Source organism: Telluria sp. ZB4P36 (assembly GCF_059685865.1).
In genome coordinates this window covers 85,832-111,223 of sequence record NZ_JCASIE010000005.1, presented here as the reverse complement: position 1 = coordinate 111,223, position 25,392 = coordinate 85,832, and the positions used below count along the sequence as shown (strand labels likewise).

The 25,392-nt window shown below is 65.9% G+C and carries 20 protein-coding genes, 1 tRNA gene and 1 pseudogene; 11 read left to right on the top strand and 11 right to left on the bottom strand.

All coding sequences use genetic code 11. From position 1 onward, the window contains the following. Window positions 1-34: 34 nt before the first annotated feature. From AC56LK_RS09785 to AC56LK_RS09770, 4 genes are read left to right on the top strand one after another with little or no spacing between them, the layout of a single operon-like run. The gene (locus AC56LK_RS09785; RefSeq protein WP_497184361.1) at window positions 35-2,413 is read left to right on the top strand and encodes a M1 family metallopeptidase; all 2,379 of its coding nucleotides are present in this window, start codon (window positions 35-37) and stop codon (window positions 2,411-2,413) included. Then, entirely contained in the window at window positions 2,410-2,916 is a 507-nt protein-coding gene (locus AC56LK_RS09780) for a DUF6702 family protein (protein WP_497184360.1), read from the top strand. The genes AC56LK_RS09785 and AC56LK_RS09780 overlap by 4 nt, the downstream gene beginning before the upstream one ends. Next, window positions 2,913-4,955, top strand: a complete 2,043-nt coding sequence (locus AC56LK_RS09775; RefSeq protein WP_497184359.1) for a TonB-dependent receptor — start codon at window positions 2,913-2,915, stop codon at window positions 4,953-4,955. Before AC56LK_RS09780 ends, AC56LK_RS09775 begins: the two co-directional genes overlap by 4 nt. Window positions 4,956-5,006: 51 nt before the next feature. After that, a complete protein-coding gene (locus AC56LK_RS09770; protein WP_497184358.1) occupies window positions 5,007-5,759 on the top strand; it encodes a 2OG-Fe dioxygenase family protein in 753 nt (250 codons plus the stop codon). Between the two features lie 204 nt (window positions 5,760-5,963). Here the strand turns inward: AC56LK_RS09770 and AC56LK_RS09765 are convergent, their stop codons facing one another. After that, window positions 5,964-7,010 carry a DUF1800 family protein gene (locus AC56LK_RS09765; RefSeq protein WP_497184357.1) on the bottom strand — a complete coding sequence of 349 codons (1,047 nt, stop codon included), beginning with the start codon at window positions 7,008-7,010 and terminating at the stop codon, window positions 5,964-5,966. A gap of 130 nt (window positions 7,011-7,140) precedes the next feature. Between AC56LK_RS09765 and AC56LK_RS09760 the strand changes: the two genes are divergently transcribed. After that, window positions 7,141-8,316, top strand: a complete 1,176-nt coding sequence (locus AC56LK_RS09760; RefSeq protein WP_497184356.1) for an efflux RND transporter periplasmic adaptor subunit — start codon at window positions 7,141-7,143, stop codon at window positions 8,314-8,316. Window positions 8,317-8,329: 13 nt separating this feature from the next. Then, entirely contained in the window at window positions 8,330-11,452 is a 3,123-nt protein-coding gene (locus AC56LK_RS09755) for an efflux RND transporter permease subunit (protein ID WP_497184355.1), read from the top strand. Window positions 11,453-11,599: 147 nt separating this feature from the next. Here the strand turns inward: AC56LK_RS09755 and AC56LK_RS09750 are convergent, their stop codons facing one another. After that, entirely contained in the window at window positions 11,600-12,430 is an 831-nt protein-coding gene (locus AC56LK_RS09750; RefSeq protein WP_497184354.1) for a hypothetical protein, read from the bottom strand. A 440-nt stretch (window positions 12,431-12,870) separates the two neighbouring features. On the opposite strand from AC56LK_RS09750, the gene AC56LK_RS09745 reads away from it, so the two are divergent. Beyond that, window positions 12,871-14,052 (top strand): DUF2325 domain-containing protein, encoded by a 1,182-nt coding sequence (locus tag AC56LK_RS09745; RefSeq protein WP_497184353.1) that lies wholly within the window; start codon window positions 12,871-12,873, stop codon window positions 14,050-14,052. Between the two features lie 4 nt (window positions 14,053-14,056). On the opposite strand, the gene AC56LK_RS09740 is transcribed toward AC56LK_RS09745, so the two are convergent. Continuing rightward, on the bottom strand, window positions 14,057-14,269 hold the full coding sequence (locus AC56LK_RS09740) for a hypothetical protein (protein WP_497184479.1): 213 nt from the start codon (window positions 14,267-14,269) through the stop codon (window positions 14,057-14,059). Here AC56LK_RS09740 and AC56LK_RS09735 point away from each other — a divergent pair. Continuing rightward, window positions 14,225-14,323, top strand: a pseudogene (locus tag AC56LK_RS09735) (hypothetical protein); the annotation flags it as partial. The gene AC56LK_RS09740 and the pseudogene AC56LK_RS09735 sit on opposite strands and share 45 nt — an antisense overlap. 105 nt (window positions 14,324-14,428) lie before the next feature. Here the strand turns inward: AC56LK_RS09735 and AC56LK_RS09730 are convergent. From AC56LK_RS09730 to pepN, 4 genes are all read right to left on the bottom strand, one after another. Continuing rightward, entirely contained in the window at window positions 14,429-15,991 is a 1,563-nt protein-coding gene (locus AC56LK_RS09730; protein ID WP_497184352.1) for a sensor domain-containing diguanylate cyclase, read from the bottom strand. 473 nt (window positions 15,992-16,464) lie between these two features. Further along, a tRNA-Thr gene (locus tag AC56LK_RS09725) sits at window positions 16,465-16,540 on the bottom strand. A 98-nt stretch (window positions 16,541-16,638) separates the two neighbouring features. Next, window positions 16,639-17,640, bottom strand: a complete 1,002-nt coding sequence (locus AC56LK_RS09720) for a class 1 fructose-bisphosphatase (RefSeq protein WP_497184351.1) — start codon at window positions 17,638-17,640, stop codon at window positions 16,639-16,641. Between the two features lie 42 nt (window positions 17,641-17,682). Beyond that, window positions 17,683-20,328 carry an aminopeptidase N gene (gene pepN, locus AC56LK_RS09715; RefSeq protein WP_497184350.1) on the bottom strand — a complete coding sequence of 882 codons (2,646 nt, stop codon included), beginning with the start codon at window positions 20,326-20,328 and terminating at the stop codon, window positions 17,683-17,685. Between the two features lie 191 nt (window positions 20,329-20,519). Between pepN and AC56LK_RS09710 the strand changes: the two genes are divergently transcribed. After that, window positions 20,520-21,161: a DUF4136 domain-containing protein gene (locus AC56LK_RS09710; protein WP_497184349.1), complete on the top strand. Its 642-nt coding sequence runs from the start codon at window positions 20,520-20,522 to the stop codon at window positions 21,159-21,161. A 16-nt stretch (window positions 21,162-21,177) separates the two neighbouring features. On the opposite strand, the gene AC56LK_RS09705 is transcribed toward AC56LK_RS09710, so the two are convergent. The 4 genes from AC56LK_RS09705 to AC56LK_RS09690 are packed head-to-tail and all read right to left on the bottom strand — an operon-like array spanning window position 21,178 to window position 23,600. Next, entirely contained in the window at window positions 21,178-21,300 is a 123-nt protein-coding gene (locus tag AC56LK_RS09705) for a hypothetical protein (RefSeq protein WP_497184348.1), read from the bottom strand. Continuing rightward, on the bottom strand, window positions 21,297-22,271 hold the full coding sequence (locus AC56LK_RS09700; RefSeq protein WP_497184472.1) for a quinone oxidoreductase family protein: 975 nt from the start codon (window positions 22,269-22,271) through the stop codon (window positions 21,297-21,299). Before AC56LK_RS09700 ends, AC56LK_RS09705 begins: the two co-directional genes overlap by 4 nt. A 13-nt stretch (window positions 22,272-22,284) precedes the next feature. Beyond that, the gene (locus AC56LK_RS09695) at window positions 22,285-22,683 is read right to left on the bottom strand and encodes a methylglyoxal synthase (protein ID WP_497184347.1); all 399 of its coding nucleotides are present in this window, start codon (window positions 22,681-22,683) and stop codon (window positions 22,285-22,287) included. After that, window positions 22,680-23,600 (bottom strand): DMT family transporter, encoded by a 921-nt coding sequence (locus tag AC56LK_RS09690; RefSeq protein WP_497184346.1) that lies wholly within the window; start codon window positions 23,598-23,600, stop codon window positions 22,680-22,682. The genes AC56LK_RS09695 and AC56LK_RS09690 overlap by 4 nt, the downstream gene beginning before the upstream one ends. A gap of 201 nt (window positions 23,601-23,801) precedes the next feature. Between AC56LK_RS09690 and AC56LK_RS09685 the strand changes: the two genes are divergently transcribed. Both AC56LK_RS09685 and AC56LK_RS09680 read left to right on the top strand, forming a co-directional pair. Then, entirely contained in the window at window positions 23,802-24,572 is a 771-nt protein-coding gene (locus AC56LK_RS09685; RefSeq protein ID WP_497184345.1) for a copper chaperone, read from the top strand. Window positions 24,573-24,662: 90 nt separating this feature from the next. Continuing rightward, a complete protein-coding gene (locus AC56LK_RS09680; protein WP_497184344.1) occupies window positions 24,663-25,391 on the top strand; it encodes a YebC/PmpR family DNA-binding transcriptional regulator in 729 nt (242 codons plus the stop codon). Window position 25,392: the final 1 nt, after the last annotated feature.

Sequence of the window (25,392 nt, the reverse complement as noted above, 5' to 3'; positions counted from 1 at the left end):
CGCCCTGCCGTTTCTTTATTGAAGACGACCGAGCATGAAAATGAAACAACTGCAGGCGGCGATTGTCGCTGTGTTCCTGACCACCGCCGCGCAGGCCGCACCGGCTTTCGACGACAAGTTCCGCCAGCTCGACGAGCTGCTGCCGACCGCCACCGACACCCGCACCGCCTCCGGTGCGCCGGGCCACCGCTACTGGCAGCAGCGCGCCGACTACCGCCTGCGCGCCACCTTGGACGAGAACATGCGCACCGTCAGCGGCTCGGGTACCGTCACCTATCACAACAATTCGCCGGACACGCTGTCCTACCTGTGGGTGCAGCTGGACCAGAACATGTTCCGCGCGGATTCGGACAACCGCCGCATCGCCACCCTGCCCTCGCGCGAAGCCTGGCAGGCGCGAGGCAACGACGGCGTCAAGTTCGACACCCTGAAGGCCACGCTGGAACAGCGGCGCTTCGAAGGCGGTATCCAGGTCACCAGCGTGACCGGCAGCGACGGCCGCGCCTTGCGCCATACGGTCAACAAGACCATGATGCGGATCGACCTGCCGCAGCCGCTCAAGCCGGGCGCGCGCGCCTCCTTCAACATGGCCTGGACCATCAACATCCCCGAAGCGAACGTCGTCGGCCGCCGCACGGGCTTCGAGAAGTTCGACGACGGCAACGATATCTACCTGAGCGCCCAGTGGTTCCCGCGCATGGCGGCCTACTACGACGTCAAGGGCTGGCAGAACAAGCAGTACATGGGCGACGGCGAGTTCACGCTGGAGTTCGGCGACTACGACGTGCAGATCACCGTCCCGGCCGACCACGTGGTCGCCTCGACCGGCGAACTGCAAAACGCCGATGCGGTACTCACCCCGGCCCAGCGCGAGCGCCTGCGCCAGGCGCGCAGCGCGCAGAAGCCGGTGGTCATCGTCACCCAGGCGGAAGCGGAAGCCGCCGAGAAAACGCGTTCGAAAGCGACCAGGACCTGGCACTTCAAGGCGCGCGACGTGCGCGACTTCGCCTTCGCCTCGAGCCGCAAGTTCATCTGGGACGCCCAGGGCATCAAGAGCGGCGACAAGGACGTGCTGGCGATGTCCTACTACCCGAAGGAAGGCAACCCGCTGTGGGAGCGCTATTCGACGGCGGCCGTGATCCACACCATCGAGCAGTACAACAAGTATTCCTTCGACTATCCCTACCCGACTGCCATCTCGGTGAACGGGTCGATCGGCGGCATGGAATACCCGATGATCTCGTTCAACGCGGGCCGTCCGGTCAAGGACAAGAAGACCGGCGAACTCACCTATGCGAAGAGCACCAAGTACGGCCTGATCAGCGTGATCATCCATGAGGTGGGCCACAACTACTTCCCGATGATCGTCAACTCGGACGAGCGCCAGTGGACCTGGATGGACGAGGGCATGAACAGCTTCCTGCAGTTCCTGGCCGAGGAAGCCTGGGAAGACAACTACCCGGCGCGCCGCGGCGAAGCGCGCCACATCGTCGACTACATGCGCAGCACCAACCAGGTGCCCGTGATGACGAATGCCGAATCGACCATACAGCGCGGCAACAATGCCTATGCCAAGCCGGCCACCGCACTGAACGTGCTGCGCGAAACCATCCTGGGCCGCGAGCTGTTCGACTTCGCCTTCAAGGAATACGCCGAGCGCTGGAAGTTCAAGCGCCCGACCCCGGCCGACTTCTTCCGCACCATGGAAGATGCCTCCGGAACGGACCTCGACTGGTTCTGGCGCGGCTGGTTCTACACCACCGACGCGGTCGACATCAGCGTGGACGGCATCACCGAGTACACGGTCAGCAGCAAGGATCCGGAAATCGAGAAGGCCTGGGCTAGAGCCCGCAAGCAGGAAGAGCCGATCTCGGTCACCGACCAGCGCAACAAGGGCATGGAGCGTCGCGTCGACCGCTTCCCGGAGCTGAAGGACTTCTACAACCAGAACGACGACTTCACCGTCACCAACAAGGACCGCAACAAGTTCAACGAGACGATGGCCGGCCTGGAAGACTGGGAAAAGAACCTGCTCAAGGAAGGCAAGCACCTGTACCTGGTGGACTTCTCGAACAAGGGTGGGCTGGTCATGCCGCTGATCGTCGAGATCGAAACCAAGAGCAGAAAAAAATACATCGAGCGCATCCCGGCCGAAGTATGGCGCTACTCGCCCAGGAAGATCACCAAGCTGTTCGTTACCGACGAGCCGATCGTGGGCCTGACCCAGGACCCGTACTGGGAAACCGCCGACATCGACGTGAGCAACAACAGCTGGCCGGCCAAGCCGGTCCCGTCGCGCCTTGAGCTGTTCAAGACCGAGCGTGATCCGGCCACGGGCAACCTGATGCGCGACTTCAACACCAAACTGGCGCCGCCGAAAGCGCCTGAACCTGCAAAGAAGGCAGAACAATGATCCTGCGCCGCTTCAAGCTGCTGTTCGCCGCCACGCTCCTGTTCGTGAGCGCGGCGGCGGGCGCACACCGCTTCCACATGGGGATCACCGAGGTCGCCTACAACGAGCGCACCAGGAGCACGGAAATCGTCCACACCTACATGGCGCACGACGTAGAGGCACTCCTGATGAACCTGTACGGGCGCCAGTTCGACCTGGGCGATCCGGAAGACCAGGCCGTGCTGCGCAAGTACGTCGAAGGGCGCTTCTGGCTCATGGGCCAGGACAAGACGCGCCTGCCCGTCCGCTGGGTCGGCATGACCGCCGACTCGCAGAGCGTGGTCATCTACCAGGAGATGGAGAACGCGCCGCTGTCGAAGACCGCCGCGATCCACCAGGGCGTCTTGATCGACTTCCTGCCGGACCAGGTCAACACCGTCAACCTGAACGAGGCTGGCACGGTCCGCTCGCTGACCTTCACCCAGGCGGCGCTCGAGCAGCCGACCCGAGGAAACCGCCCATGACGCTCCGCCCCCTTCCCTGTGCGCTGGCCGCGCTGCTGGCCCAGGCACCTGCCCTGGCCGACGATTTCGTCCTTCAGCGGGTGCTGGTCGAAGGCTCGCGCGCCAGGCAGATCGGGCTCACCGACTCGGCCAGCGCCGGCAGCGTCAGCGGCAAGGAACTGGCCCAGCGCATCGTGTACCGTCCCGGCGAGCTGCTCGAGGCCACGCCGGGCCTGATCGCCAGCCAGCACAGCGGCGAGGGGAAGGCCAACCAGTTCTATCTGCGCGGCTTCAACCTCGACCACGGCACCGATCTCGCCACCTGGGTGGATGGCATGCCGGTCAACCAGCGCAGCCATGCGCACGGCCAGGGCTGGACCGATCTGAATTTCCTCATCCCGGAACTGGTCGCCCGCCTCGATTACCGCAAGGGCCCCTACTCGTCGGCCGAGGGCGATTTCTCCTCGGCCGGCAAGGCCTCGCTGGTCTACGCCAACCGGCTGGTAGCGCCGCTGGCTTCGCTGACCGCGGGCCCGGGTGGCTATGGACGCGGCGTACTGGCCGGATCGCCCGACCTGGCCGGCGGCAGCCTGCTGTACGCGCTGGAGCTGCTGAAGAATGACGGCCCGTGGACGCGCCCGGACGGCTACCGCAAGATCAATGCGGTGCTGCGCTACAGCCGCGGCTTCGCCAACAACGGCTGGAGCGTCAGCGCGATGCACTACCGCGGCCACTGGAACGCGACCGACCAGGTGCCGCTGCGCGCGGTTGCCTCCGGCCGGCTGGGCCGCTACGACACGATCGACCTGAGCGACGGCGGCGAAGCCCAGCGCAGCAGCCTGTCCGGTGTTTGGCGCAAGACCGCCGCCGACACCGCATCGAGCCTGAGCGCCTACGTGATCCGCAACCAGGGCGACCTGTATTCGAACTTCACGTATTTCATGAACGACCCGGTAAACGGCGACCAGTTCAGCCAGCCGGACCGGCGCGTCACCACGGGCCTGGACGGCAGCCATACCTGGCACGTCTTCCGCAAGGGCGAGATGGGCTCGGACCTCACGGCCGGCCTGCAGGTCCAGAACGACAACGTCTTCAACGGCCTGTACGACACCCGTGCGCGCCGACGCCTGGCCACCACCCGCGAAGACCATATCGTCGAATCCAGCCTGGGCGTCTACCTGGAAAACGCGACGCGCTGGAGCGAAGCCCTGCGCACCGTCGTCGGCGTGCGGGCCAACGCCTACCGCTTCCGTGTCGAGAGCGACCGCCAGGAGAACGCGGGCCGCGCCCGCGATACCCTGGCCACGCCGACGCTCAACGTCGCCTATGGTCCGTGGAAGCACAGCGAGTTGTACTTCAATTATGGCCACGGCTTCCACAGCAACGATGCGCGCGGCACGGTGGCGGCGATCGATCCGAAAACGCTCGATCCGGTGGACCGCACGCCCGGCCTGGTACGCTCGCGTGGCATCGAACTGGGCCTGCGCACGGTGGCGATCCCGAAAATGGAAACCACGCTGGCGCTGTACCGCCTGGATTTCGATTCCGAGCTGAGCTACATTGGCGACGCCGGCAACACCGAGGCGGGAGACCCGAGCCGGCGCTACGGTATCGAAGTGTCGAACAGCTACAAGGCCAACAAATGGCTGTCGGTGGATTTCGACGCGGCCTATGCGCGGGCGCGTTCGCGCGGCGGCAATCCCGCAGGCGATCGTATCCCGGGCGCCGTCGAAGGCGTGGCCCAGCTCGGCCTGACGGTGGACCGCGTGGGTCCGTGGTCGGGTGCGCTGCGCCTGCGCTACTTCGGCCCGCGTCCGCTGATCGAGGACGACAGCGTGCGCTCGCGCGCCAGCATCACCCTGAACGGCCGCGTCGCCTACCGGATCGGCAAGGACATGCACATCGAGCTGGAAGGCTTCAACCTGGGCAACCGGCGCGATTCGGCGATCGACTACTATTATGCTTCGCGCCTGGCGAACGAAGCGGAAGCCGTCGACGACATCCACTTCCACCCGATCGAGCCGCGTTCCTTCCGCCTCAGCTTTACTAAGAACTGGTAAGGAATTGCCCTGGGTCACGCCGGTAGCGTGGAAAAATGCTACGCTAACCGGATGACCACACGCGAATTACCCTACACCGACCCGTCGCAGCTGGCGAACGCCGTACGCAGCGAGGGCTATGCCCTGCTGCGTCCCCAGGACGTGGCCCGCCTCGCGGGCTGCAGCCTCGACGAGCTGGAATCGCTCGTGCCGGGCTGGGACCGGCTCGAACTCGACAACTACCTCAAGGACGGCAGCCGCTACCGGCGCCGCCGCCATTCCTGCTTCATCGACGAGAGCGACGCCGCCGGCCATGCCCTGGTGCAGGTCGCGCACCGCCCGCACTGGCAACCGGTCGAGTACAACGCCCTGCACGGCGGCATGCACCGCCTGTTCGCGCCGATCGAAACCGCGACCATCGCCAACCCGGCCTGGGGGCGCCTGCTGCGCGCACTGGGGGACGCCTGCTCCGCGGTACGGGGTCGCCGGACCTGGTATGTGGAAGCGCACCAGTTCCGCATCGACACCGCCGACGGCATCGGCCGCCCGACGCCGGAAGGCGCACACCGCGACGGCGTCGACTTCGTCGCCGTGATCCTGATCGGCCGCAGCGGCATCAAGGGCGGGGAAACCCGGGTGTTCGAGGCCGACGGACCGGCCGGCAAGCGATTCACGATGCTGGAACCGTGGACCCTGCTGCTGCTCGACGACGCCGCCGTCATCCACGAATCGACGCCGATCCAGCCGCTTGGCGAACACGGGCACCGCGATACCCTGGTGCTGACCTGGCGCTCCGGCTCATTCCAAGGCGCCGACGCGGTTTAAACAAAAAAAGCGCCCGCGAACCTTGCGGCTGGCGGGCGATAATCCAATTTTCGGAGAAAACTGGAGGAGACGGTTCCAATATAGCGCGATTTTTTGTGCACCGCAATACAGTAGAACTACGGTGCCTGCGTTGCCAGGGAAGCGTTTCCAAAAACAGACACTCCGGAGCCGAATGTTGCACTGCGCAATATTCACTTCCCTGTATCAATAACGCTGGAAATCCTCGCTGCGCAGCAGTGCGCGCAGGCGCTCGGCGTCAGGCGGCTGGCTGCGCGCCGCTGCCGCCATCGCGGCTGCCGAGGGCGTCGGCGCTTCCATCAGCACCGGGCCCGGCTGGGCCACCTTCCCCTGGGGCGGCGCGCCCTCGACGGCGGCCCGCATCGGCGGCGCCGAGGATGCGTAGCGGTGCGCCTGCGGCGGCGCCTGGGCCAGCGCCAGCCGCCCGCCCGCCAGCTGTTCCACGAAAGCCGCGCGCTCGCCGGGCGCCATCGGATCCCGCAGGAGTTCCGCCAGCGGGGCGACATTCTCCACCGCCACACCGGATGCCCGGACCGCCGAGACGACAAAGCGGAAGTCATCCTTCCGTTTGCTGTTCCACTGGGCCGGCGCCAGGAATTCGCGGCTGGTCAGCAAGGCGCGCAGCACCGCGCGCTGGTCGCCCCCCGTCTTGTCCCATACCCGCTCCATTGACCGGTACAGACCTGCCGAGGGCGCGGAGACGACATGCCGGACCAGCGCCCCGAGGGCATCGCGGCCGCTGCCGCCGGCGTGCGGCCGGCCCCGCGCGCGCAGGGTTGGACGGACGGCCGCGCGCAGTGCGGCGTAGTGGCCCAGCACGTGCGGACGCAATGCCGCGCCGGCTTCCGCATCGCCAGCTTGCCCGTCCATGAAGTGCGCCAGCCAGAACGCCGTCAGCACTTCTTCCAGCTGGCGCGGGCTGGCGATGGCGCGCAGCAGGCTGGCCTCGGCGGCCGGGGTGCCCGGGTCGGCCAACTCGCGCAGGCGTGCTTCCAGGCGGGGCGGCAGGGGCGGTGGCGCAAGCTGGCTGTCGACATAGGCGTGGACGCCCATGGCGCGCACCCGCGCGACTTCGCCAGGCGTGGGGCCGTAGCCCAGCCGGTTCAACAGGTGCTGCGCCTGCCGTTGGTCCATCGGCGTGCCGGCCTGCGCCTGCGCCTGCAAGGGCGCGGCCACCCCCAGGACAAGCAGCGCCAGCGCGGCGCGGCGGAGCAGATGGTTCAGGACGTCCATGCCCCTGTTATATACCTGCGCCGGCATCCACCTGCACCCTTTTGGTAAATATTTGTAAGCGCGCGAATCGTACGCAGACCATTGCAATTTTGCTACACTTGGCAGCTTGAACCGACGCTTATCGACGAAGATGCCAACCCTCCCCCGCCTCTCCCTGAATGTCCCCGTCCCCCTGGTCGCCGCCGCCGGCGCAACGCTCTGCTTCGCCCTGGCCCTGGCCGTGCCGAAGCGCGCCACCGCCGAGGACGAGAAGCTGGCGGCACCGACGCCGGCCCTGACCGTAACCACCGGCCAGCCGGCCAGCACCTCCCTGCCGGTGGGACTGACCGCCAACGGCAGCGTCGCCGCCTGGCAGGAAGCGCTCATCAGCAGCGAATCGAATGGCCTGCGCCTGAGCGATGTCCGGGTCAACGTGGGCGACGTGGTCAAGAAGGGAGAGACCCTGGCCGTGTTTGCCAGCGAGACGGTGGGCGCCGACGTCGAGCAGGCCAAAGCTGCGCTGCAGGAAGCGCAGGCCAATGCCAGCGCGGCCAAGCTCGATGCCGACCGCGCCCGTGCCTTGCGCAGTTCCGGCGCCTTGAGCGAACAGCAGGTAACCCAGCTCCTGACCGCCGAGCGCACCGCGCAGGCGCGCGTGAGCGCGGCCAAGGCGACGCTGGCCCAGCAGCAGCTGCGCCTGCGCCAGGCCACCGTGGTCGCGCCGGACAGCGGCATCATCTCGGCACGCAGCGCCACCGTCGGCGCCGTGGCAGGACCGGGCACGGAGCTGTTCCGCATGATCCGCCAGGGCCGCCTGGAATGGCGCGCCGAAGTCACCTCGAACGACCTGGGCCGCATCAAGCCGGGCATGCGCGCGGCCGTGCGCGCCGCCAGCGGCAGCGAGATCACCGGCAAGGTGCGCACGGTGGCGCCGACCGTCGATCCCCAGACCCGGCTGGCGCTGGTCTATGTCGACCTGCCGCCTTCGCTGTCGGCGAATGCGCCGCTCAAGGCCGGCATGTTCGCCAGCGGCCGCTTCGAACTGGGCGCCACCACGGCCCTCACCGTGCCGCAGCAGGCCGTGGCCGTGCGCGACGGCTTCAGCTACGTGTTCCGCCTGAACCGCGACAGCCGCGTGAGCCAGCTGAAGGTCAGCACCGGACGCCGCCTCGGCGACCGCGTCGAGATCGTCGGCGGACTGGCGGCCGGCACCCCGATCGTGGTCAGCGGCGCCGGCTTCCTGAACGATGGGGATCTGGTACGAAACGTACCAACCCCGGTCCCGGCGCCGGCCAAGGCTGCACCGCGCCAGACCGCGGCGCGCTGAGCGGAGCCCATCCATGAACTTTTCCGCTTTATCGATCCGTAACCCGATCCCGGCGATCATGCTGTTCGCCCTGCTCACGCTGGCGGGGCTGCTGGCCTTCAAGGCCAACAAGATCCAGGACTTCCCCGACATCGAACTGCCGATCGTGACCGTCGCCGCCACGCTGGAAGGCGCGGCGCCGGCGCAGTTGGAGACCGAGGTGGCGCGCAAGATCGAGGATTCGGTCGCCACCCTGCAGGGCGTCAAGAACATCTATACCAAGGTGCTCGACGGCGTAGCCACCGTCACCGTCGAATTCATCCTGGAGAAAGACCTGTCCGAGGCGGTCAACGACGTGCGCGACGCCGTGGCGCGCGTGCGCGCCGACCTGCCGCCCGAGATGCGCGACCCGAGCGTGACCAAGGCCGCCACCGCCGGCCGCGTGGTCGCGACCTTCACCGCCGAGCCGAGTAAAACGGCCGGCAGCGCCATGGACGACCAGGCGCTGAGCTGGTTCGTCGACAACGACGTGGCCAAGCGCCTGCTGAGCGTACCGGGCCTCGGTTCGGTCAAGCGGGTCGGCGGCGTCACCCGCGAAGTGCGGGTGGAACTCGACGATGCGCGCATGGCCGCGCTGCAGGTATCGGCGCTGGACGTGTCGCGCCAGCTGCGCAACGTACAGCGCGAGGCGCCGGGCGGACGCGGCGACGTCAGCGGCGCCGAGCAGTCGGTGCGCACCATCGCCACCGTGCAGTCGGCCCAGGAACTGGCACAGATGGACATCCCGCTGCCGGACGGCCGCCACGTCAAGCTCGAGCAGGTGGCCACCGTGAGCGACACGGTGGCCGAACCGCGCTCGCTGGCCGAGCAGGATGGCCGCAAGGTGGTCGGCTTCGAAGTCTTCCGCACCCGCGGCGCGGGCGAGGTCGACGTGGCCGAAGGCGCGCGCGCCGCGGTCGCCGCGCTGCAGAAGGAACACCCGAACGTGGTGCTGCGCGAGGTGATCGACAACTCGGCCCCGGTGCAGGAAAACTTCGACGCCTCGATGGAGATGCTGTACGAAGGCGCGGTGCTGGCGGTGCTGGTGGTGTGGTGGTTCCTGCGCGACTGGCGCGCCACCCTGGTGGCCGCGGCCGCGCTGCCGCTGTCGGCGATTCCGGCCTTCCTGGGCCAGTACCTGTTCGGCTACACGCTGAACATGGTGACCCTGCTGTCGCTGGCCCTGGTGATCGGCGTGCTGGTCGACGATGCGATCGTCGAGATCGAGAACATCTCGCGCCATCTGCGCATGGGGAAGACCCCGATGCAGGCGGCGCTGGAAGCGGCCGACGAGATCGGGATGGCGGTGATCGCCACCACCTTCGCCCTGGTCGCGGTGTTCCTGCCGACCGCCTTCATGGGCGGCATCCCGGGTAAATTCTTCAAGCAGTTCGGCTGGACCGCGGTGATCGCGATCCTCGCTTCGCTGGTGGTGGCGCGTTTGCTGACGCCGATGATGGCGGCCTACCTCCTCAAGCCGGCCAAGCACCATGGCGAAGAAAAGGATGGCCCGCTGATGCGCCGCTACATGACGGCGATGCAGTGGTGCCTGCGCCACCGCATGGTGACCGCGATCGGTTCCGCCCTGTTCTTCATCGGCTCGATCGCCCTGGTGCCGCTGCTGCCGACCGGCTTCGTGCCGCCGGCCGACCGCTCGCAGACCCTGATCACCGTCGAATTGCCGCCCGGTTCCACTTTGCTTGAAACGCATCGTGTGGCCGAACAGGCGCGCCTGGCCGCCATGCAGGTGGCGGGCGTGAAGAGCATCTTCAGCTCGATCGGCGGGGGTTCCAGCGGCGACGCCTTCGCCCCGGGCGCCGCGGCCGAAGCGCGGCGTGCGGTGCTGACCGTGACCACCGTGGACCGCCACGACCGCGACGTCGGTCTGTCCGACATCGAACGCGCGCTGCGCGAGAAGATGGGGCAGATCCCGGGCGCGCGCTTCAACGTCGGCGCCAACGACACTGGCACCAAGATGCAGCTGGTGCTGCGCAGCGAAGACCCGGAAGCGCTGACCACCATCGCCCGCCAGGCCGAACGCGAACTGCGCACCCTGCAGAACGTCGGCAACGTCAGCTCGAGCGCCTCGCTGGTGCGTCCGGAGATCATCGTGCGCCCGGACTTCGCGCGCGCGGCCGACCTGGGCGTGACCGCCGCGGCGATCGGCGAGACCGTGCGCGTCGCCACCGCCGGCGACTACGACATCTCGCTGGCCAAGATGAACCTGGCCGAGCGCCAGGTGCCGATCCGCGTCAAGCTGCCGGACGCCGTGCGCGCCGACCTGGACGCCCTGGGCCGCCTGACGGTGCCGGGTTCGCGTGGCCCGGTACTGCTGGCCAACGTCGTGAGCATCACGATGGAAAGCGGCCCGGCCCAGATCGACCGCCTGAACCGCACCCGCAACGTCACCCTCGACGTCGAGCTGCAGGGCCGCTCGCTGGGTGAAGTGAATACCGAAGCGCGCGCCCTGCCCGTGTTCCAGAAGCTGCCGCCCAACGTGCAGATCGCGGAACTGGGCGACGCCCAGGAGATGCAGGCGCTGTTCGCCAGCTTCGGCGTGGCGATGCTGATCGGCGTGCTGTGCATCTACGGCGTGCTGGTGCTGCTGTTCAACGACTTCATGCAGCCGGTGACCATCCTGGCCGCACTGCCGCTGTCGATCGGCGGCGCCTTCGTGGCCCTGCTGCTGACCCAGAGCGCGCTGTCGATGCCGACCATGATCGGCCTGATCATGCTGATGGGGATCGTGACCAAGAACTCGATCCTGCTGGTGGACTACGCGATCCTGGCACGCCAGGCCGGCATGAACCGCTTCGACGCCCTGGTCGATGCCTGCCACAAGCGTTCGCGCCCGATCGTGATGACCACCATCGCCATGGGCGCCGGCATGATGCCGCTCGCCCTCGGCCTGTCGGGCGACCCGAGCTTCCGCGCGCCGATGGCGATCGCCGTGATCGGCGGCCTGATCACGTCGACGCTGCTGAGCCTGCTGGTGGTGCCGGCGGTGTTCACCTACGTGGACGACTTCGAGCATTTCATGAAGCGCCAGATGGCCAGGATGCGGCGCAAGCCGGTGCATGCGCCGGTGAAGGAAAGCGTGAGCGATCCGGTCAAGTGAGTGTGTGGCATAGGGTGGACGGCTTCGCCGTCCGCGCGTTCAAATCGATCGTGATCTGACGCACATCGGCCATTTCGCCGTTCGTTGAACTACAAAAAAACCCGGCCAGGCTCGCGCCTGCCGGGTTTTGTTTTACCGCTCGGTCAATCAGTCGCGGTAGTAGCGGTACTCTTTGCGCTCGGTGGTGTTCGAGCTGCCCAGCAGCTTGGCCAGCAGGAAGCCGACGCCCGCTGCGACCAGCAGGGCGGTGCCCGGGTTGGTCTTGACGTACTCGGTGCTCTTGGTCGAGTAGGTCTGGTAGGTCTCGCCCAGCTGGCCCTTGCGCTGGCCCAGGCTTTCCGAGGCGCCGCTCAGCATGCCGGTCAGGCGGTCGACGCCGGCATGTGCGGTGCTGACCAGGCGGTCGACCAGCGGCTGCGCACCTTGCGCGACCTGGTCGATCTTCTGGTGCACCTTGTCCGGCGACATGTTGGCCATGGCGCCCTTGATGCCGCCCTGCGACTGCGACTGGTCGCCGCCCGAGGACGACATGTCCGACGACTGCGAGCTGGCGCCGCCCATGCTGCCGGTGGTGCCGGAGCTGGTGCCGGTGGTGCTGCCGCTCGAACCCAGGGCGCTGTTGCCGCTGCTGGAACCGCTCATGCTGCCGCTGCTGCCGGCTGCGCTCGAGCCCAGGGTGCTGCCGCTTTGCAGGCTGCTGCTGCCGCCCACGCTCGAACTCGGCGAGCTGCTACCCAGGTTGCCCGAGCCCTGCGTGCCGCTCTGCTGGCTGCCGGCATTGCTGCTGCCGGTGGCCGGTTTGGCAGTGCTCGGCGAAGCGTTGGCGCTGCCGAGGCTGCCCGACGAGCTGCTCTGGCTGCTGCTCGAAGCGCTGCTGCCCTGGTTCAGGCCGGAACTCTGGCTTTTACCGATGCTCGAACCTGCGCCCTCGCGGCTTGCGTCGCTGCCTTTTCCCTCGGTAGATTTCTGATTATCCATGATGTATCCCTCGTAAAAATGTAGACCAACGCGAAGTAGACCGAAACTCGACTATCACCACATTCTTCCTCGATTCCGCCTGAAACAGAATGAAGGGACAAGATTGACCTGCGCTACATCAAGGTAGAACTCGGTCACTTACCTTAGGTCACGCCTTCGTTGTCGTGACCTAAAGCGAGCGCAAAAGTTCCACCGTTAGCGTCGATGCCATCTCGCCGCTGCTGGGGCGGTCGCCTGTGGCGGTCCGAATCGCGCGCAGTATCGGACAACTGCGTCGCGATACAAAAAATATAACGTCCCTGCTTCCGGGACCGTGCGTTGACTAACAGAGCTAAGGCATCCACGGCCGGGCACGGCGATTCCCGCTTGCGTTCCATCTCATCTGCGTTATCATATTAATGATAATGATTCTCATTCAAAAATTGAAAGGATAAGGACGCATGTGCGACAAACACGCTCCGCCGGCTTCCGACGCCGCGCAACGGGGTTCGCGCCGCCGCCGCGTCTGGGAACTCGGCCAGACCAGCCATTGCCCGCTGATCGGCGTCGCCCTGCCCCTGAACGCCCTGCCCAAGCTGGTGGAACGGGTCACGGGCGGCAAGCTGCTGCACGACGACTACGATATCCACGTCGGCGCGGTCAGCGAGTGCGCCCTGCGCAATCCGCTGTCGGAAGCCCTGCAGAAGGAGCTGGAGCGGCGCTATGCCGGCGATGTCGCCCGCTTCCGCGCCGCCAGGACCACCCAGGAAGTGGGCGCGCTGTGGGACCGCGCGGTCGCCGCGGGGAATGTGCCGGGCGCCTTCTGGGCCGGCCTGACGCATGCGCGCTGCACGCCCGACCTCGAGCAGCGCATGTGCCGTGACATCCATATGGTGCAGCACCAGGCAGGCGCCTGCGTGCGCGCCGACATGGACAAGTACAACACGCTGGTCGCCGACAACGCCCGCCTCGTGCGCGAACTGGCCAGGACCCAGGGACGCTGCCAGTCCCTGATGCAGGACAAGGCCGCGCAGGCAGAGCGCTTCGAGCAGCAGCTGATGGCGGCACGCGCCACGGCGATCGCGAAGGACACCGACATCCACAACCTGCGCACGGAACTGGCGCAGCTGCAGGCGGAGGTACCGGAACTGGACACGCGCAAGCGCCTGGCCAACCGGCTTGCACAACTGGAGGCGCGCGAACAGGCCCTGCGCGGCCATGTCGCCGCACTCAAGGCGGAACGCGACGCGGCGCGCGCGGCGCTGGCCGTGGCGGAAACGATGCAGCAGCCCTGCGCGGCCGCGCCGAGCGCCCCGGTCGAAGTGCCGGTACGCCTGTTCAACCGCAGCGTGCTGTGCGTGGGTGGACGCAGCGGCAGCGTCCCGGTCTACCGTGACGTCGTCGAGCGCGTCGGCGCACAGTTCGCGCACCATGACGGCGGGCTGGAAGACAGCGCCGGCCAGCTCGACGCCAGCCTGGCGGCGGCCGACCTGGTCATCTGCCAGACCGGCTGCATCAGCCACCATGCCTACTGGCGCGTGAAGGACCATTGCAAGCGCACGGGCAAGCGCTGCATCTTCGTCGACAACCCGAGCGTATCGAGTCTCGTGCGCGGACTGCAGGAAGCGGTCACGCCGGCCTGAGCGCTCACTCCGGATGGCGGCCGGTCTGGCGCGCCAGGGCGATGAAGGCTTCCAGGTAGTCGATCGCGTGCTCCGACTCGCGCGCGCCCAGGTGGATGTCCTTCTGGATACCCTGCTCGCCCAGGCGCAGGGTGCGCAGGCGCAGCTGGGGCGCGAAGTCCGTCACCAGCGCAGCGTGCGCGAGCAGGAAGCGCTGGGCCTGGACGTGCTGGTGCATGGAGAAGCCGAGCGCAACGACATGGTCGAATACTTCGGCGAGCAGCTTGAAGGCTCGATGGCTGCCCTTTTTGCCGCTGTTCTGGTGCCGCTGACCGGAATCGAACTGGTGAACTAGGCAAACGGGATCCTGCGTCGGGTTATTGGCGTTACGCTGGACTCAAGCATGCGCTTCCTGATTCTGCATGTTCATACCGGTTATTTCTAAACCCGGTTGCAACTTGAACCGGTTACGCCCTTCTCTCTTTGCGTCATACAGCGCCTTGTCGGCGGCAGCAATCAGATTCGCGGCACCGCCACCACCGGGGCCAGGGTCTACTGTCGCACCGCCAATACTTACTGTCACAATTCCTTCGCCGCTGTAAGAATGGAGGATCGCCAGGGCCGCCACCGCCTTCCTGATACGCTCCGCAACCGTTGCGACGCCGTGAGGGCTAGTCGCAGGTAACAAAACGACGAACTCTTCCCCACCATAGCGGGCTGACAGGTCGGCCGGTCGTGTCACCTGGCTGGCAATCGCACTGGCGATCCGGCGCAGGCAAGCATCACCCGCCGGGTGTCCATAGTTGTCGTTAAACTTCTTGAAATGGTCAACGTCCAGCATCAGCAACGAAACGCTCGTACCTTCTCGCCGTGCGCGCGCCAGTTCGCGCTGTACTGCTTCGTCAAAGGCACGACGGTTCGCGAGTTGGGTCAAACCGTCTTCTAGGGCGAGTGAGGACAGCTCGGCGTTGGCTTGGGCGAGTCCGGCGCTGACGAGATGAAGCTGCTCCTCGAGGCGTTCACGGATCGCGAGCTGCCGCAACAGCCTCTTACCAAGCCAGAGCAGGACGGTGATAAAGAAAACCAGCCCACCTGCCAACTGCAGCAATGAAGTCCACCACGGGGCATAGATTTCCTCGGCCGACAAGGCTGCGGCGACGATCAGGGGAAAGCCGTCGAGGTGCCTGTAACTGTAGAGACGCCTGACGCCATCGACCTTGGACGTGAACATGGCCGTCCCTACTCGACCCGTCCGGCGATACAGTTGCATGAGTGGGCCAGACGATATGTCCAGCCCAATGATGCTTTCAACGAAAGGCCGGCGGTAGTACAAGGTGCCGGTATCGAGTGCAAACAGGATCGTGCCGCTGTTGCCCACGTCCAGCTTGCTATAGGCCTTCTCGAAGAAGTCGACCCGCATGGTCACCAAAGCGACACCCGCGAAGCTACCGTCAGCATGCTCGATCCTGCGGGATATCGGAACGATCCAGACTCCGGTCGACCGGCTGCGGATGGGCGACCCGATGTATGTCGAGCGACCAGGGGTTTGCCGATGATGCTTGAAGTACTCACGATCAGAGTTATTTCCCTTGTGGACCCGGCCTAGCGACGTCGCGATCCACTCGCCGCGCGCGTCATAGATGAACAAGCCATGAAGTTCACGCGCCTTCCCGGCCATATGCTCGAGGTGCTCGCGCAGGCGCTCCCCGCTCGCGGACGCCAGTCCATCGCGTTCCGCACGCTCAACCATGTCTTCCAGCACAAGATCGGCGACCTTCATTGTGGTCTCCGCATGAAGAGCAAGGGCGCGCGCCATGTTGGTGGTCGAGACCTCGGCCTCACGCAACATATCGCGCCGCGACGTCCATACCTCCCAGCCCGTCAGCATGCAGACCAAAAAACATGAGAGAAAAAGCAGGGCTGCGACCAGACGTGCAGCAGGCCGTTTCTTGTCGCTCAAGGACTGCAGTTGACGCTGTATCGATAGTGGAGCCATGAGATGCCGAATTTGTGGGATTTAGTGACAATTCTCTGTGGAATCATAGTTGCGGTACAAAAACAAGTCCAGCAAATCCTCAATTTCAGCATTTAAGGATGCTTTTCCTATATGCCGATGTTGGAATTCTTCTACGGTGGAGCCAAGGCTGCCCCTGGCGGCGCAACTATCCGCCAGACATCACGTTGGTCGAGCGGGTCGCCCAAGTGCTAGACGTCCGTCTTCTTGTTCGCCTTTACCGCAAATTCGCAGATGAGAAGAAGCAGGTAGTGGAGCATCGATCGTGCACGCATCGAGGTCGCAAACGCACGAGAGCAGGCTGGGCCAAGTCCGGGTAAGGCGACGCATGCAGTGGTTGCATAAGCCGAAATTAGTTGAAAAAAGAAAAAAGGGTTACATGCCGGAGCCTGTAACCCTTTGATCCTACTACTAATTCTTGGTGCCGCTGACCGGAATCGAACTGGTGACCTTCGCATTACGAATGCGCTGCTCTACCGACTGAGCTACAGCGGCTCTACGCGGGCGATCCCGACGAAGAGCCGTATTCTAGCAAACAAGTTCACGAACTTGCTAGTCCGACTCGGCAATTTCAAGCCGTCATTGCCAAAAAATCACTCCGCGTGATAGCGGGTGACCAGTTCGACCTCGCTCTTCGAGCCCAGGAACACCGGCACGCGCTGGTGCAGCTTGGTCGGCGGGATCTCCATGATGCGCCCGCGTCCATCGGTGGCGGCGCCGCCGGCCTGCTCGACGATCATCGCCATCGGGTTGGCTTCGTACATCAGGCGCAGCTTGCCCGGCGAGCCCGGGTCGCGCAAGTCGGCCGGGTACATGAAGATGCCGCCGCGGTTCAGGATACGGTGCACGTCGGCCACCATCGAGGCGATCCAGCGCATGTTGAAATCCTTGCCGCGCGGGCCGGTGCTACCCGCCAGCATCTCGTCCACGTAGCGCTGCACCGGCGGATGCCAGTGGCGCTTGTTCGACATGTTGATCGCGAATTCCTTGGTGGTTTCGGGGATCTGCATGTCGCTCTGGGTCAGCACCCAGGAACCCATCTCGCGGTCGAGGGTGAAGCAGTGCACGCCGTTGCCGGTGGTGAGCACCAGCATGGTCTGCGGGCCATACACCGCGTAGCCGGCCGCCACCTGCTGGGTGCCCGGCTGCAGGAAATCCTGCTCGCTCGGTTCCTTCATGCCTTCCGGCGCCTTCAGCACCGAGAAGATGGTGCCGATCGAGACGTTGACGTCGATGTTGGACGAGCCGTCGAGCGGGTCGAACAGCAGCAGGAATTCGCCCTTCGGATAACGGCTCGGGATCTTGCGGATGGTTTCCATCTCTTCCGAGGCCATGGCCGCCAGGTGGCCGCCCCACTCGTTCGCTTCCAGCAGGATCTCGTTCGAGATCACGTCGAGCTTCTTCTGCACTTCACCCTGGATGTTCTCGGTCTCGGCACTGCCCAGCACTTCGCCGAGCGCGCCCTTGCTGACCGAATAGCTGATGCGCTTGCAGGCGCGCGCCACGACCTCGATCAGGAGGCGCAGTTCGGCATTGATGGTCTGGTGGAGGCGCTGTTCCTCGACCAGGTACTGCGTCAGACTTACGCGTTTCATGGACTTCCTTTGGTTTGGTTTTGAATCGGTTTTTATCGTCGTTTAATTGGCCAGTGCCTTGGTCACGATCTCGCGCACGTCGTTCGACAGCCGCTGCTGCCCGGCCACCTGCTGCAGCGCCGTTTTCATGTGCTGCTGCAGGGCCGGCGTGTAACGGCGCCAGCGGTCCATGGCCCGTGCCAGGCGCGCGGCGACCTGCGGGTTGAGGGCGTCGAGCAGGGTCACGTGCTCGGCCCAGAACAGGTAGCCGCTGCCGTTCGGCGCGTGGAACTCCACCGGGTTGTTCATGCAATAGGTCGCGATCAGGCTGCGCGCGCGGTTCGGGTTGCGCAGGTTGAAGGCCGGATGGCGCATCAGTTCGCGCACCTTGGCGATGTCGGTGGTGGGCGCCGAGGCCTGCATCGCGAACCACTTGTCGACCACCAGGGCTTCGCTCTGGAACTCGTCGTAGAAGCGCGCCAGCTCGGCTTCCGCTTCCGGGGCGCGGGCATGGATCAGAGCGCCCAGGCTGGCTGCGCGGTCGGTCATGTTGTCGGCCTCGCGGCACTGGCGCAGCGCCAGCGCGATGGTCTCGGCGTCCGGCGCCGCGTTCAGGTAGGTCAAGGCCAGGTTCTTGAGGGCGCGCTTGCCGGCGGACGCGGCATCCGGGCTGTAGGGGCCGGGGGTCTGGTTGGCTTCGTACTGGGCCAGCAGCTCGGTACGCAGGCGCGCGCCGATGTTGGCGCGCATGAACTGGCGCGCCATGTGCACCGCCAGCGGATCGACGACGCTGAGCTGCTCGGCGATCATGGTTTCCGACGGCAGCAGCAGCGCCTGCTCGCGGAAGGCCGGGTCGAGCGATTCGTCCGTCAGCATCTTGCGCATGGCGTCGATGAAGGTGTCGTCCAGGCTCAGGCGGCTGGAGACCGGCGCCTCGCCGCTCAGCTTCAGCAGGCGTCCCATCGCCAGGCGCTGGCCGGCTTCCCAGCGGTTGACCGGGTCGCTGTCGTGGCTGAACAGGTGCAGCAGGTCGCTGTCGCTGTAGCCGTGCTGCAGGATCACCGGCGCCGAGAAATCGCGCAGCACCGAGGGCACCGGCTGCTCCTTCACGCCCGTGAAGACGAAGGTCTGCCGGCTTTCCTTCAGCTCGAGCACGACGGTGGTGCCGACGTCCTTGCCGTCGAGCGTCAGGCGCATGTCATTGCCCTCGGGGTCGAGCAGGCCGACCGCCACCGGGATGTGGAAGGGGCGCTTCTCCGGCTGGCCCGGGGTCGGCGGGCAGGTCTGGTACAGGGTGATGCCGTAGGTCTGCGCCCCTTCGTCGTAGCGCGCCTCGAAGCGCAGCAGCGGGGTGCCGGCCTGGTCGTACCAGCGCTCGAACTGGTCGAGGTCGCGGCCGTTGGCGTCGGCCATGGCCCTGCGGAAGTCGTCGCAGGTGACGGCCTGGCCGTCATGGCGCTGGAAGTACAGGTCCATGCCCTTGCGGAAGCCTTCGCGGCCGAGCAGGGTCTGGTACATGCGCACCACTTCGGCGCCCTTCTCGTACACGGTGACGGTGTAGAAGTTGTTGATCTCGACGAAGGAGTCGGGGCGCACCGGGTGGGCCATCGGGCCCGCGTCCTCGGGGAACTGGGCCTGGCGCAGGGTGCGCACCTGGTCGATGCGGGTGATGGCGCGCCCTAGCTCGGTGCCGATCATGTCGGACGTGAATTCCTGGTCGCGGAACACCGTCAGGCCTTCCTTCAGCGACAGCTGGAACCAGTCGCGGCAGGTCACGCGGTTGCCGGTCCAGTTGTGGAAGTACTCGTGCGCCACCACCGCCTCGATGCCCTGGAAGTCGATGTCGGTCGCGACGCGCGGGTTGGCCAGCACGAACTTGGTGTTGAAGATGTTCAGGCCCTTGTTCTCCATCGCGCCCATGTTGAAGTCGCCGGTGGCGACGATCATGAAACGGTCGAGGTCGAGTTCGAGGCCGTAGCGCTCCTCGTCCCAGCGGATGCTGTGTTTGAGCGACTGCATCGCGTAGTCGGTCTTGTCGAGGTTGCCCTCTTCCACCCATACCTGCAGCAGCGCGTCGCGGCCGTCCGCCAGGCGGAAAGTCTCTTCCTGGCACACCAGCCGCGCCGCGACCAGGGCGAACAGGTAGGACGGTTTCTTGAATGGGTCTTCCCACTTGGCGTAGTGGCGGCCGTCGCCCAGGTCGCCCTCTTCCATCAGGTTACCGTTGGACAGCAGCACCGGATAGCGCTCCTTGTCGGCGCGCAGCATCACGGTGTAGACCGCCATCACGTCCGGGCGGTCCGGGAAATAGGTGATGCGGCGGAAGCCCTCGGCCTCGCACTGGGTGAAGAAGTTGCCGTTCGACGTGTACAGGCCGCTCAGCGTGGTGTTCTGCTCCGGCACGCACACGGTCTCGATCTCGAGCGTGGCTTCGTCCGGCGCATTCGGGATGCTCAGCAGGTTGCCGTTGATTGCATAGTCGCGCTCCTCGAGCAGGCGGCCATTCAGGCGCAGCGCCACCAGTTCGATGTCTTCCCCGTACAGCTCGATCTCGCGCTGGGCACTGTCGGGATTGCGGCGCACCGTCATGCGGTTGGCGACGACGGTACGGGCAGGGTCGAGGTCGAAGCCAAGCTCTACAGTTTCCACCAGGTAGCTCGGCGGGGTATAGTCACTCCGGTAAATCGTCTGGGGCGTATCGGTGCGCATAGGGAGTCCGAAAAAAGCGGGTTGGGCTGGCTGAGGTGCTTATTTTACCAACAAGATTTTCGGCTGGCCGTTACGTTTCCTTATGTATCAGAATGTGCATGCGGTAACTGCGTGTAAATAAATATCCGGAGTTTCTGGACAGGCAGTAATCTAGACGATCGGAAAAGTCCGTATTGACGAGGGAGAAAGCAATGAAACGCCTGATGATCGCCGCCGGAGCGGCGTTCGCGATGCTGCTGACGGGGTGCGCCACCACGATCCGCAGCGATGTCACCACTTTCCACCAGTGGCCGGCACAGATCGAGGACAAGAGCTATGTGTTCGAAGCCCCGAGAGTTGAAGACGATACGCTCGAGTACCGCGCCTACCAGGACCTGGTGCGCGGCCAGCTGGCGCGCCTGGGATTCCGTGACGCCGCCGCCAGCGGCAAGCCGGCGCTGACGGTGTCGATGCGCTTCACCACCACCGACGTGCCGGTGCGCGTGGTGGAACCGATTTCGCCGTTCTACCACCCGTTCTACAGCCCGATGCCGCGCTTCGGCTACGGCGGCCTCCACCGCCGCTACTGGGGCGGCTGGTACAGCCCGTTCTACGATCCGTTCTGGAGCCCGGCCTACTCGGTCTCGATCGAGCACCGCTACCGCCGCGAACTGCAGCTCGGCATCAAGGCGGCGGCCGACGGCAAGCGCCTGTTCGACGTCACCGTGCACAATACCAGCCGCGAGCTGTCGACCCCGGCCCTGATGCCGGCACTGGTGCAGAGCGCCTTCGAAGGCTTCCCGGGACCGTCCGGCGTGGCGCGCAGGGTGGAGCTGAAGCAGCAGAACGGCTGATTCTGTTTTGCCTACCCTACGAGAAATACGCCTCCGATCCGAAGGTGATCGCCACGATCAACAGGATAGCCAGGGCCAGCACGATCAGCAGGCGCCCGAACTTCGGGGCGCCGCTGTCTTCCTTGTCGGACTCCCTCATGGCAGCAGCACCGTCGAACCGGTGGTCCGGCGCCCTTCCAGGGCGCGGTGCGCCTCGGCGGCATCACGCAATGCAAAGCGCTGCTTGACCTCGATCTTCACCTTGCCGCTCTCTACCATCGCGAACAAATCGGCCGCCATCGCCTCGAGCTCGGGGCGGGTGCCGGCATAGGCGAACAGGGTCGGGCGCGTGATGTACAGGGAACCGCGCGACGCCAGTTCGCTCAGCGCGAAGGGCGGCACCGGGCCGGAGGCATTGCCGAAGCTGACCATCAGGCCGCGCGGCTGCAGGCAGTCGAGCGAGCGGATGAAGGTGTCCTTGCCGACCGAGTCGTACACCACCGGCAGCTTGGCGCCGCCGGTGATCTCCAGCACCCGCTGCACCACATCCTCGGTGTTGTAGTTGATGACGTGGGCCGCGCCATGGGCGCGCGCCAGCGCCGCCTTCTCGTCCGAACCGACGGTGCCGATCAGGTTCACGCCCAGCGCTTTCGCCCACTGGCAGGCGATCAGTCCGACGCCGCCGGCCGCCGCATGGAACAGGATGGTCTGGCCCGGCTGCAGCTGGCAGGTGCTGGTGAACAGGTACTGCACCGTCAGGCCCTGCAGCATCATGGCGGCCCCTAGCTCGAAGGAGACCGAATCGGGCAGGCGCACCAGCATATTCGCCGGCATGACGCGCACCTCGCTGTAGGCGCCCGGCGGACCGCCGGCATAGGCGACGCGGTCGCCCGGCGCCACGTGCGTCACGCCCTCGCCCACCGCCTCGACCACGCCCGCGCCTTCCTGGCCCAGGCCGGACGGCAGGGCCATCTTGTACAGGCCGCTGCGATAGTAGGTGTCGATGTAGTTCAGGCCGATCGCGTGGTGGCGCACGCGCGCCTCGCCCGACCCCGGTTCGCCGACCTCGACGTCCAGGTAGTCGAGCACCTCGGGGCCGCCAGTGGCGGCGATGCGGATGGCTTTGGCCAGCATGGGACTCTCCTCAGGCTTGCGGCTGTGCGCCCATCAGCTGCGACAGCACCAGGCGCGCGGTCGAGACGTTGGTGGCGCAGGCGATGTCGTGCACGTCGCAGGCGCGCACCAGGGCGTTGATGTCGGGTTCGTGCGGCTGGGGCGTCATCGGGTCGCGCAGGAAGATCACGCAATCGATCTCGCCCTGCACCAGCTGGGCGCCGATCTGCAGGTCGCCGCCGACCGGGCCCGAATGCTTGCGCTCGACCGTGAGTCCCAGTTCGTTGGCCAGGCGCCCGCCGGTGGTGCCGGTGGCCGACAGCGTGCAGCCCTTGAGGAAGTCGAGGTACTGGCCTGCGAGAGCGATCATGTCGTCCTTCTTCTTGTCGTGCGCGATCAGCGCGATCCGTGGTTTTTTAGTTGGCGTCATTTTTTCAGCGAGAGAGAATAAATCCCCACAAGCACGAGACCGGTGCCGGCCAGCTGCACGCCGGTGATCGGCTCGCCCAGGATCAGCGCGCCGAGGAACAGCGTGGACACGGGTCCGATCATCCCGGCCTGCGAGGCGGTCGCGGCGCCGATGCGCTGTACCGCGGCCATGGTCATGAACACGGGGAAGATGGTACAGAATACCCCATTCACCAGGGACAGCCAGTAAACCTCGGCCGGCTGCACCAGCATGCCGGCCGGGCGCAGCAGGAAGAACTGGCCGATGCAGGCCACGCTCGACACGCACATGGCATAGGCCACCAGGCGCAGCGAGCCGATGCGCTTCACCATCTCGCCGGTGCCGAGCAGGTAGACGGCATAGGCCAGGGCCGAACCCAGCACCAGCAGCGAGCCCAGGGCCACGCTGCCGGAACCGCCCGCGAGGTCGTGCACGAACACCAGCACGATGCCGCAATAGGCCAATCCCAGGGCCGCCCATTCCATCCTGCCGATACGGCGCTTGAACACCAACACGTTCGCCAGCAGCACGAAGGTCGGCGTCAGGAACAGGATCAGCCGTTCGAGCCCGACCGAAATGTGCTGCAGGCCGAGGAAGTCGAGGTAGCTCGACAGGTAGTAGCCGAGCAGGCCCAATCCGACGATGCGCCAGCGGTCCTGTGTCGAGAGTGCCGGTCCGGTCCGCATCTTCCAGATCGCCACGGCCGCAAACACCGGAAACGAGAACAGCATCCTGAACGCGATCAAAGTAACTGCGTCGATGTGGTAGCGATACAGCAGTTTGGCGACGACGGCCTTGGTGGAAAACAGGACGGCACCGGCGATGGCAATCGACAAGCCGGCGACGAGAGCCGCACGTGCTAAAGGAGCAGCAGGGTTGGCAGGGGCGCTTGGGTTCATCCGACGATTGTACGAAGGTTCTGCCGAGTTTGCTGGCAGCCCCCCGGAACGCAGCCGGCGCCACGCTGTCGAACAGCGCAGAGCAACCATACCGAGGAGAGATCCAATGACGAAGCCGTCAAACCATCGACACGGTCAGCCCCGTGCGCGCGCAAGCTTTGCGCACGGAGCAGCCCCGACCACGCATGCCGGGAGACCGCGATGAGCCTGGCCGGCATCGACGAACGCCTCGGGCGGCCGGTCGCGCTGGGCCTGGCGTGGATGGCCCTGCTCGCCTGCGCCTGCTGGGCCTGGTTCATGTTCCGGGGCGCCGAACTGCCGCGTCCCGCGCCCGGCGTTTCCCTCCCCCTGCCGGCGCCGCTGCGGGCCGGCGAAGTGGTGCTGCTGTTCGCGATGTGGACCGGCCTGTGCGTAGCCCTGATGCTGCCGGCCGCGGCGGCCGCGGTCTGCATCTACCTGCGCGTCGCGCGCTGCCGGGCCGCGGAGCGCTGGCCGCGCCTGGGCACCGTCCTGTTCGGGTGCGGCTGCCTGCTGGCCTGGGCGGGCTTCGCGGCGCTGGCCACCCTGCTGCACTGGGCATTGCATGATGCCGGCCTGCTCGACCATGGACTGGCGGCGCGCCATCCGGCCGTGCTGGGACTGGCCCTGGTCGCGGCCGGCGCCTGGCAATGGACCCCGGCCAAGCACGCCTGCCTGCAGCACTGCCGCACGCCGCTGCCCGGCGTGCTGGTCGACTGGCGCGGCGGCGCCCTGGGCGCGCTGTGGCAGGGCGCGGAACACGGCCGCAACTGCCTCGGCTGCTGCTGGCTGCTGGTGCTGCTCCTGCTCGGCGGCGGACCGGGCAATCCGGCCATGGTGGCGGCGGTGGGGCTGCTGGCGCTGGCCGAACTGCGGCTCGAGGAGGGTGCGCTGGCGTCCTGCGCGGCGGGCGTGGCGATGGTGGCCTGGGGGACCGTATTGTTGTTTCCGTGACAGTTTGCTCACCGCCTTGGGCGATTTGGCAAGAGGGGCCTATGTTAGAATGTCGGCCACTCTTGCATACCGTCTAAGGAAGAATTAGATATGGCTGGACACAGCAAATGGGCCAACATCAAGCATAAGAAGGCCGCCACCGACGCCAAGCGCGGCAAGATCTGGACGCGCCTGATCAAGGAAATCACCGTGGCCGCACGCATGGGCGGCAGCGACGTCAACGCGAACCCGCGCCTGCGCCTGGCGGTCGAGAAAGCGGCCGACGCGAATATGCCGAAGGATAACGTCACCCGTGCGATCCAGCGCGGCGCCGGCGAACTCGAAGGCGTCAACTACGAAGAGATCCGCTACGAAGGCTACGGCATCGGCGGCGCGGCGATCATCGTCGACTGCCTGACCGACAACCGCGTGCGTACCGTGGCCGAAGTGCGCCATGCCTTCAACAAATACGGCGGCAACATGGGCACCGAAGGTTCGGTGGCCTTCATGTTCAAGCACGTCGGCCAGTTCCAGTTCGCGCCGGGCGTGGACGAGGACAAGCTGATGGAAGCCGCGCTGGAAGCCGGCGCCGACGACGTGGTGGCCGATGAAGAAGGCGGCTTCGAAGTGCTGTGCGATCCCTTCGCCTACTCGGGCGTGAAGGAAGCGCTGGAAAAGGCCGGGTTCAAGGCCGAGGTGTCGGAAGTGATCATGAAGCCGGACAACGAGACCGTGCTCACCGGCGACGACGCCATCAAGATGCAGAAGATCCTCGACGCGCTGGAAAACCTGGACGACGTCCAGGATGTCTACACCAACGCGATCATTGAAGAGCAGTAAT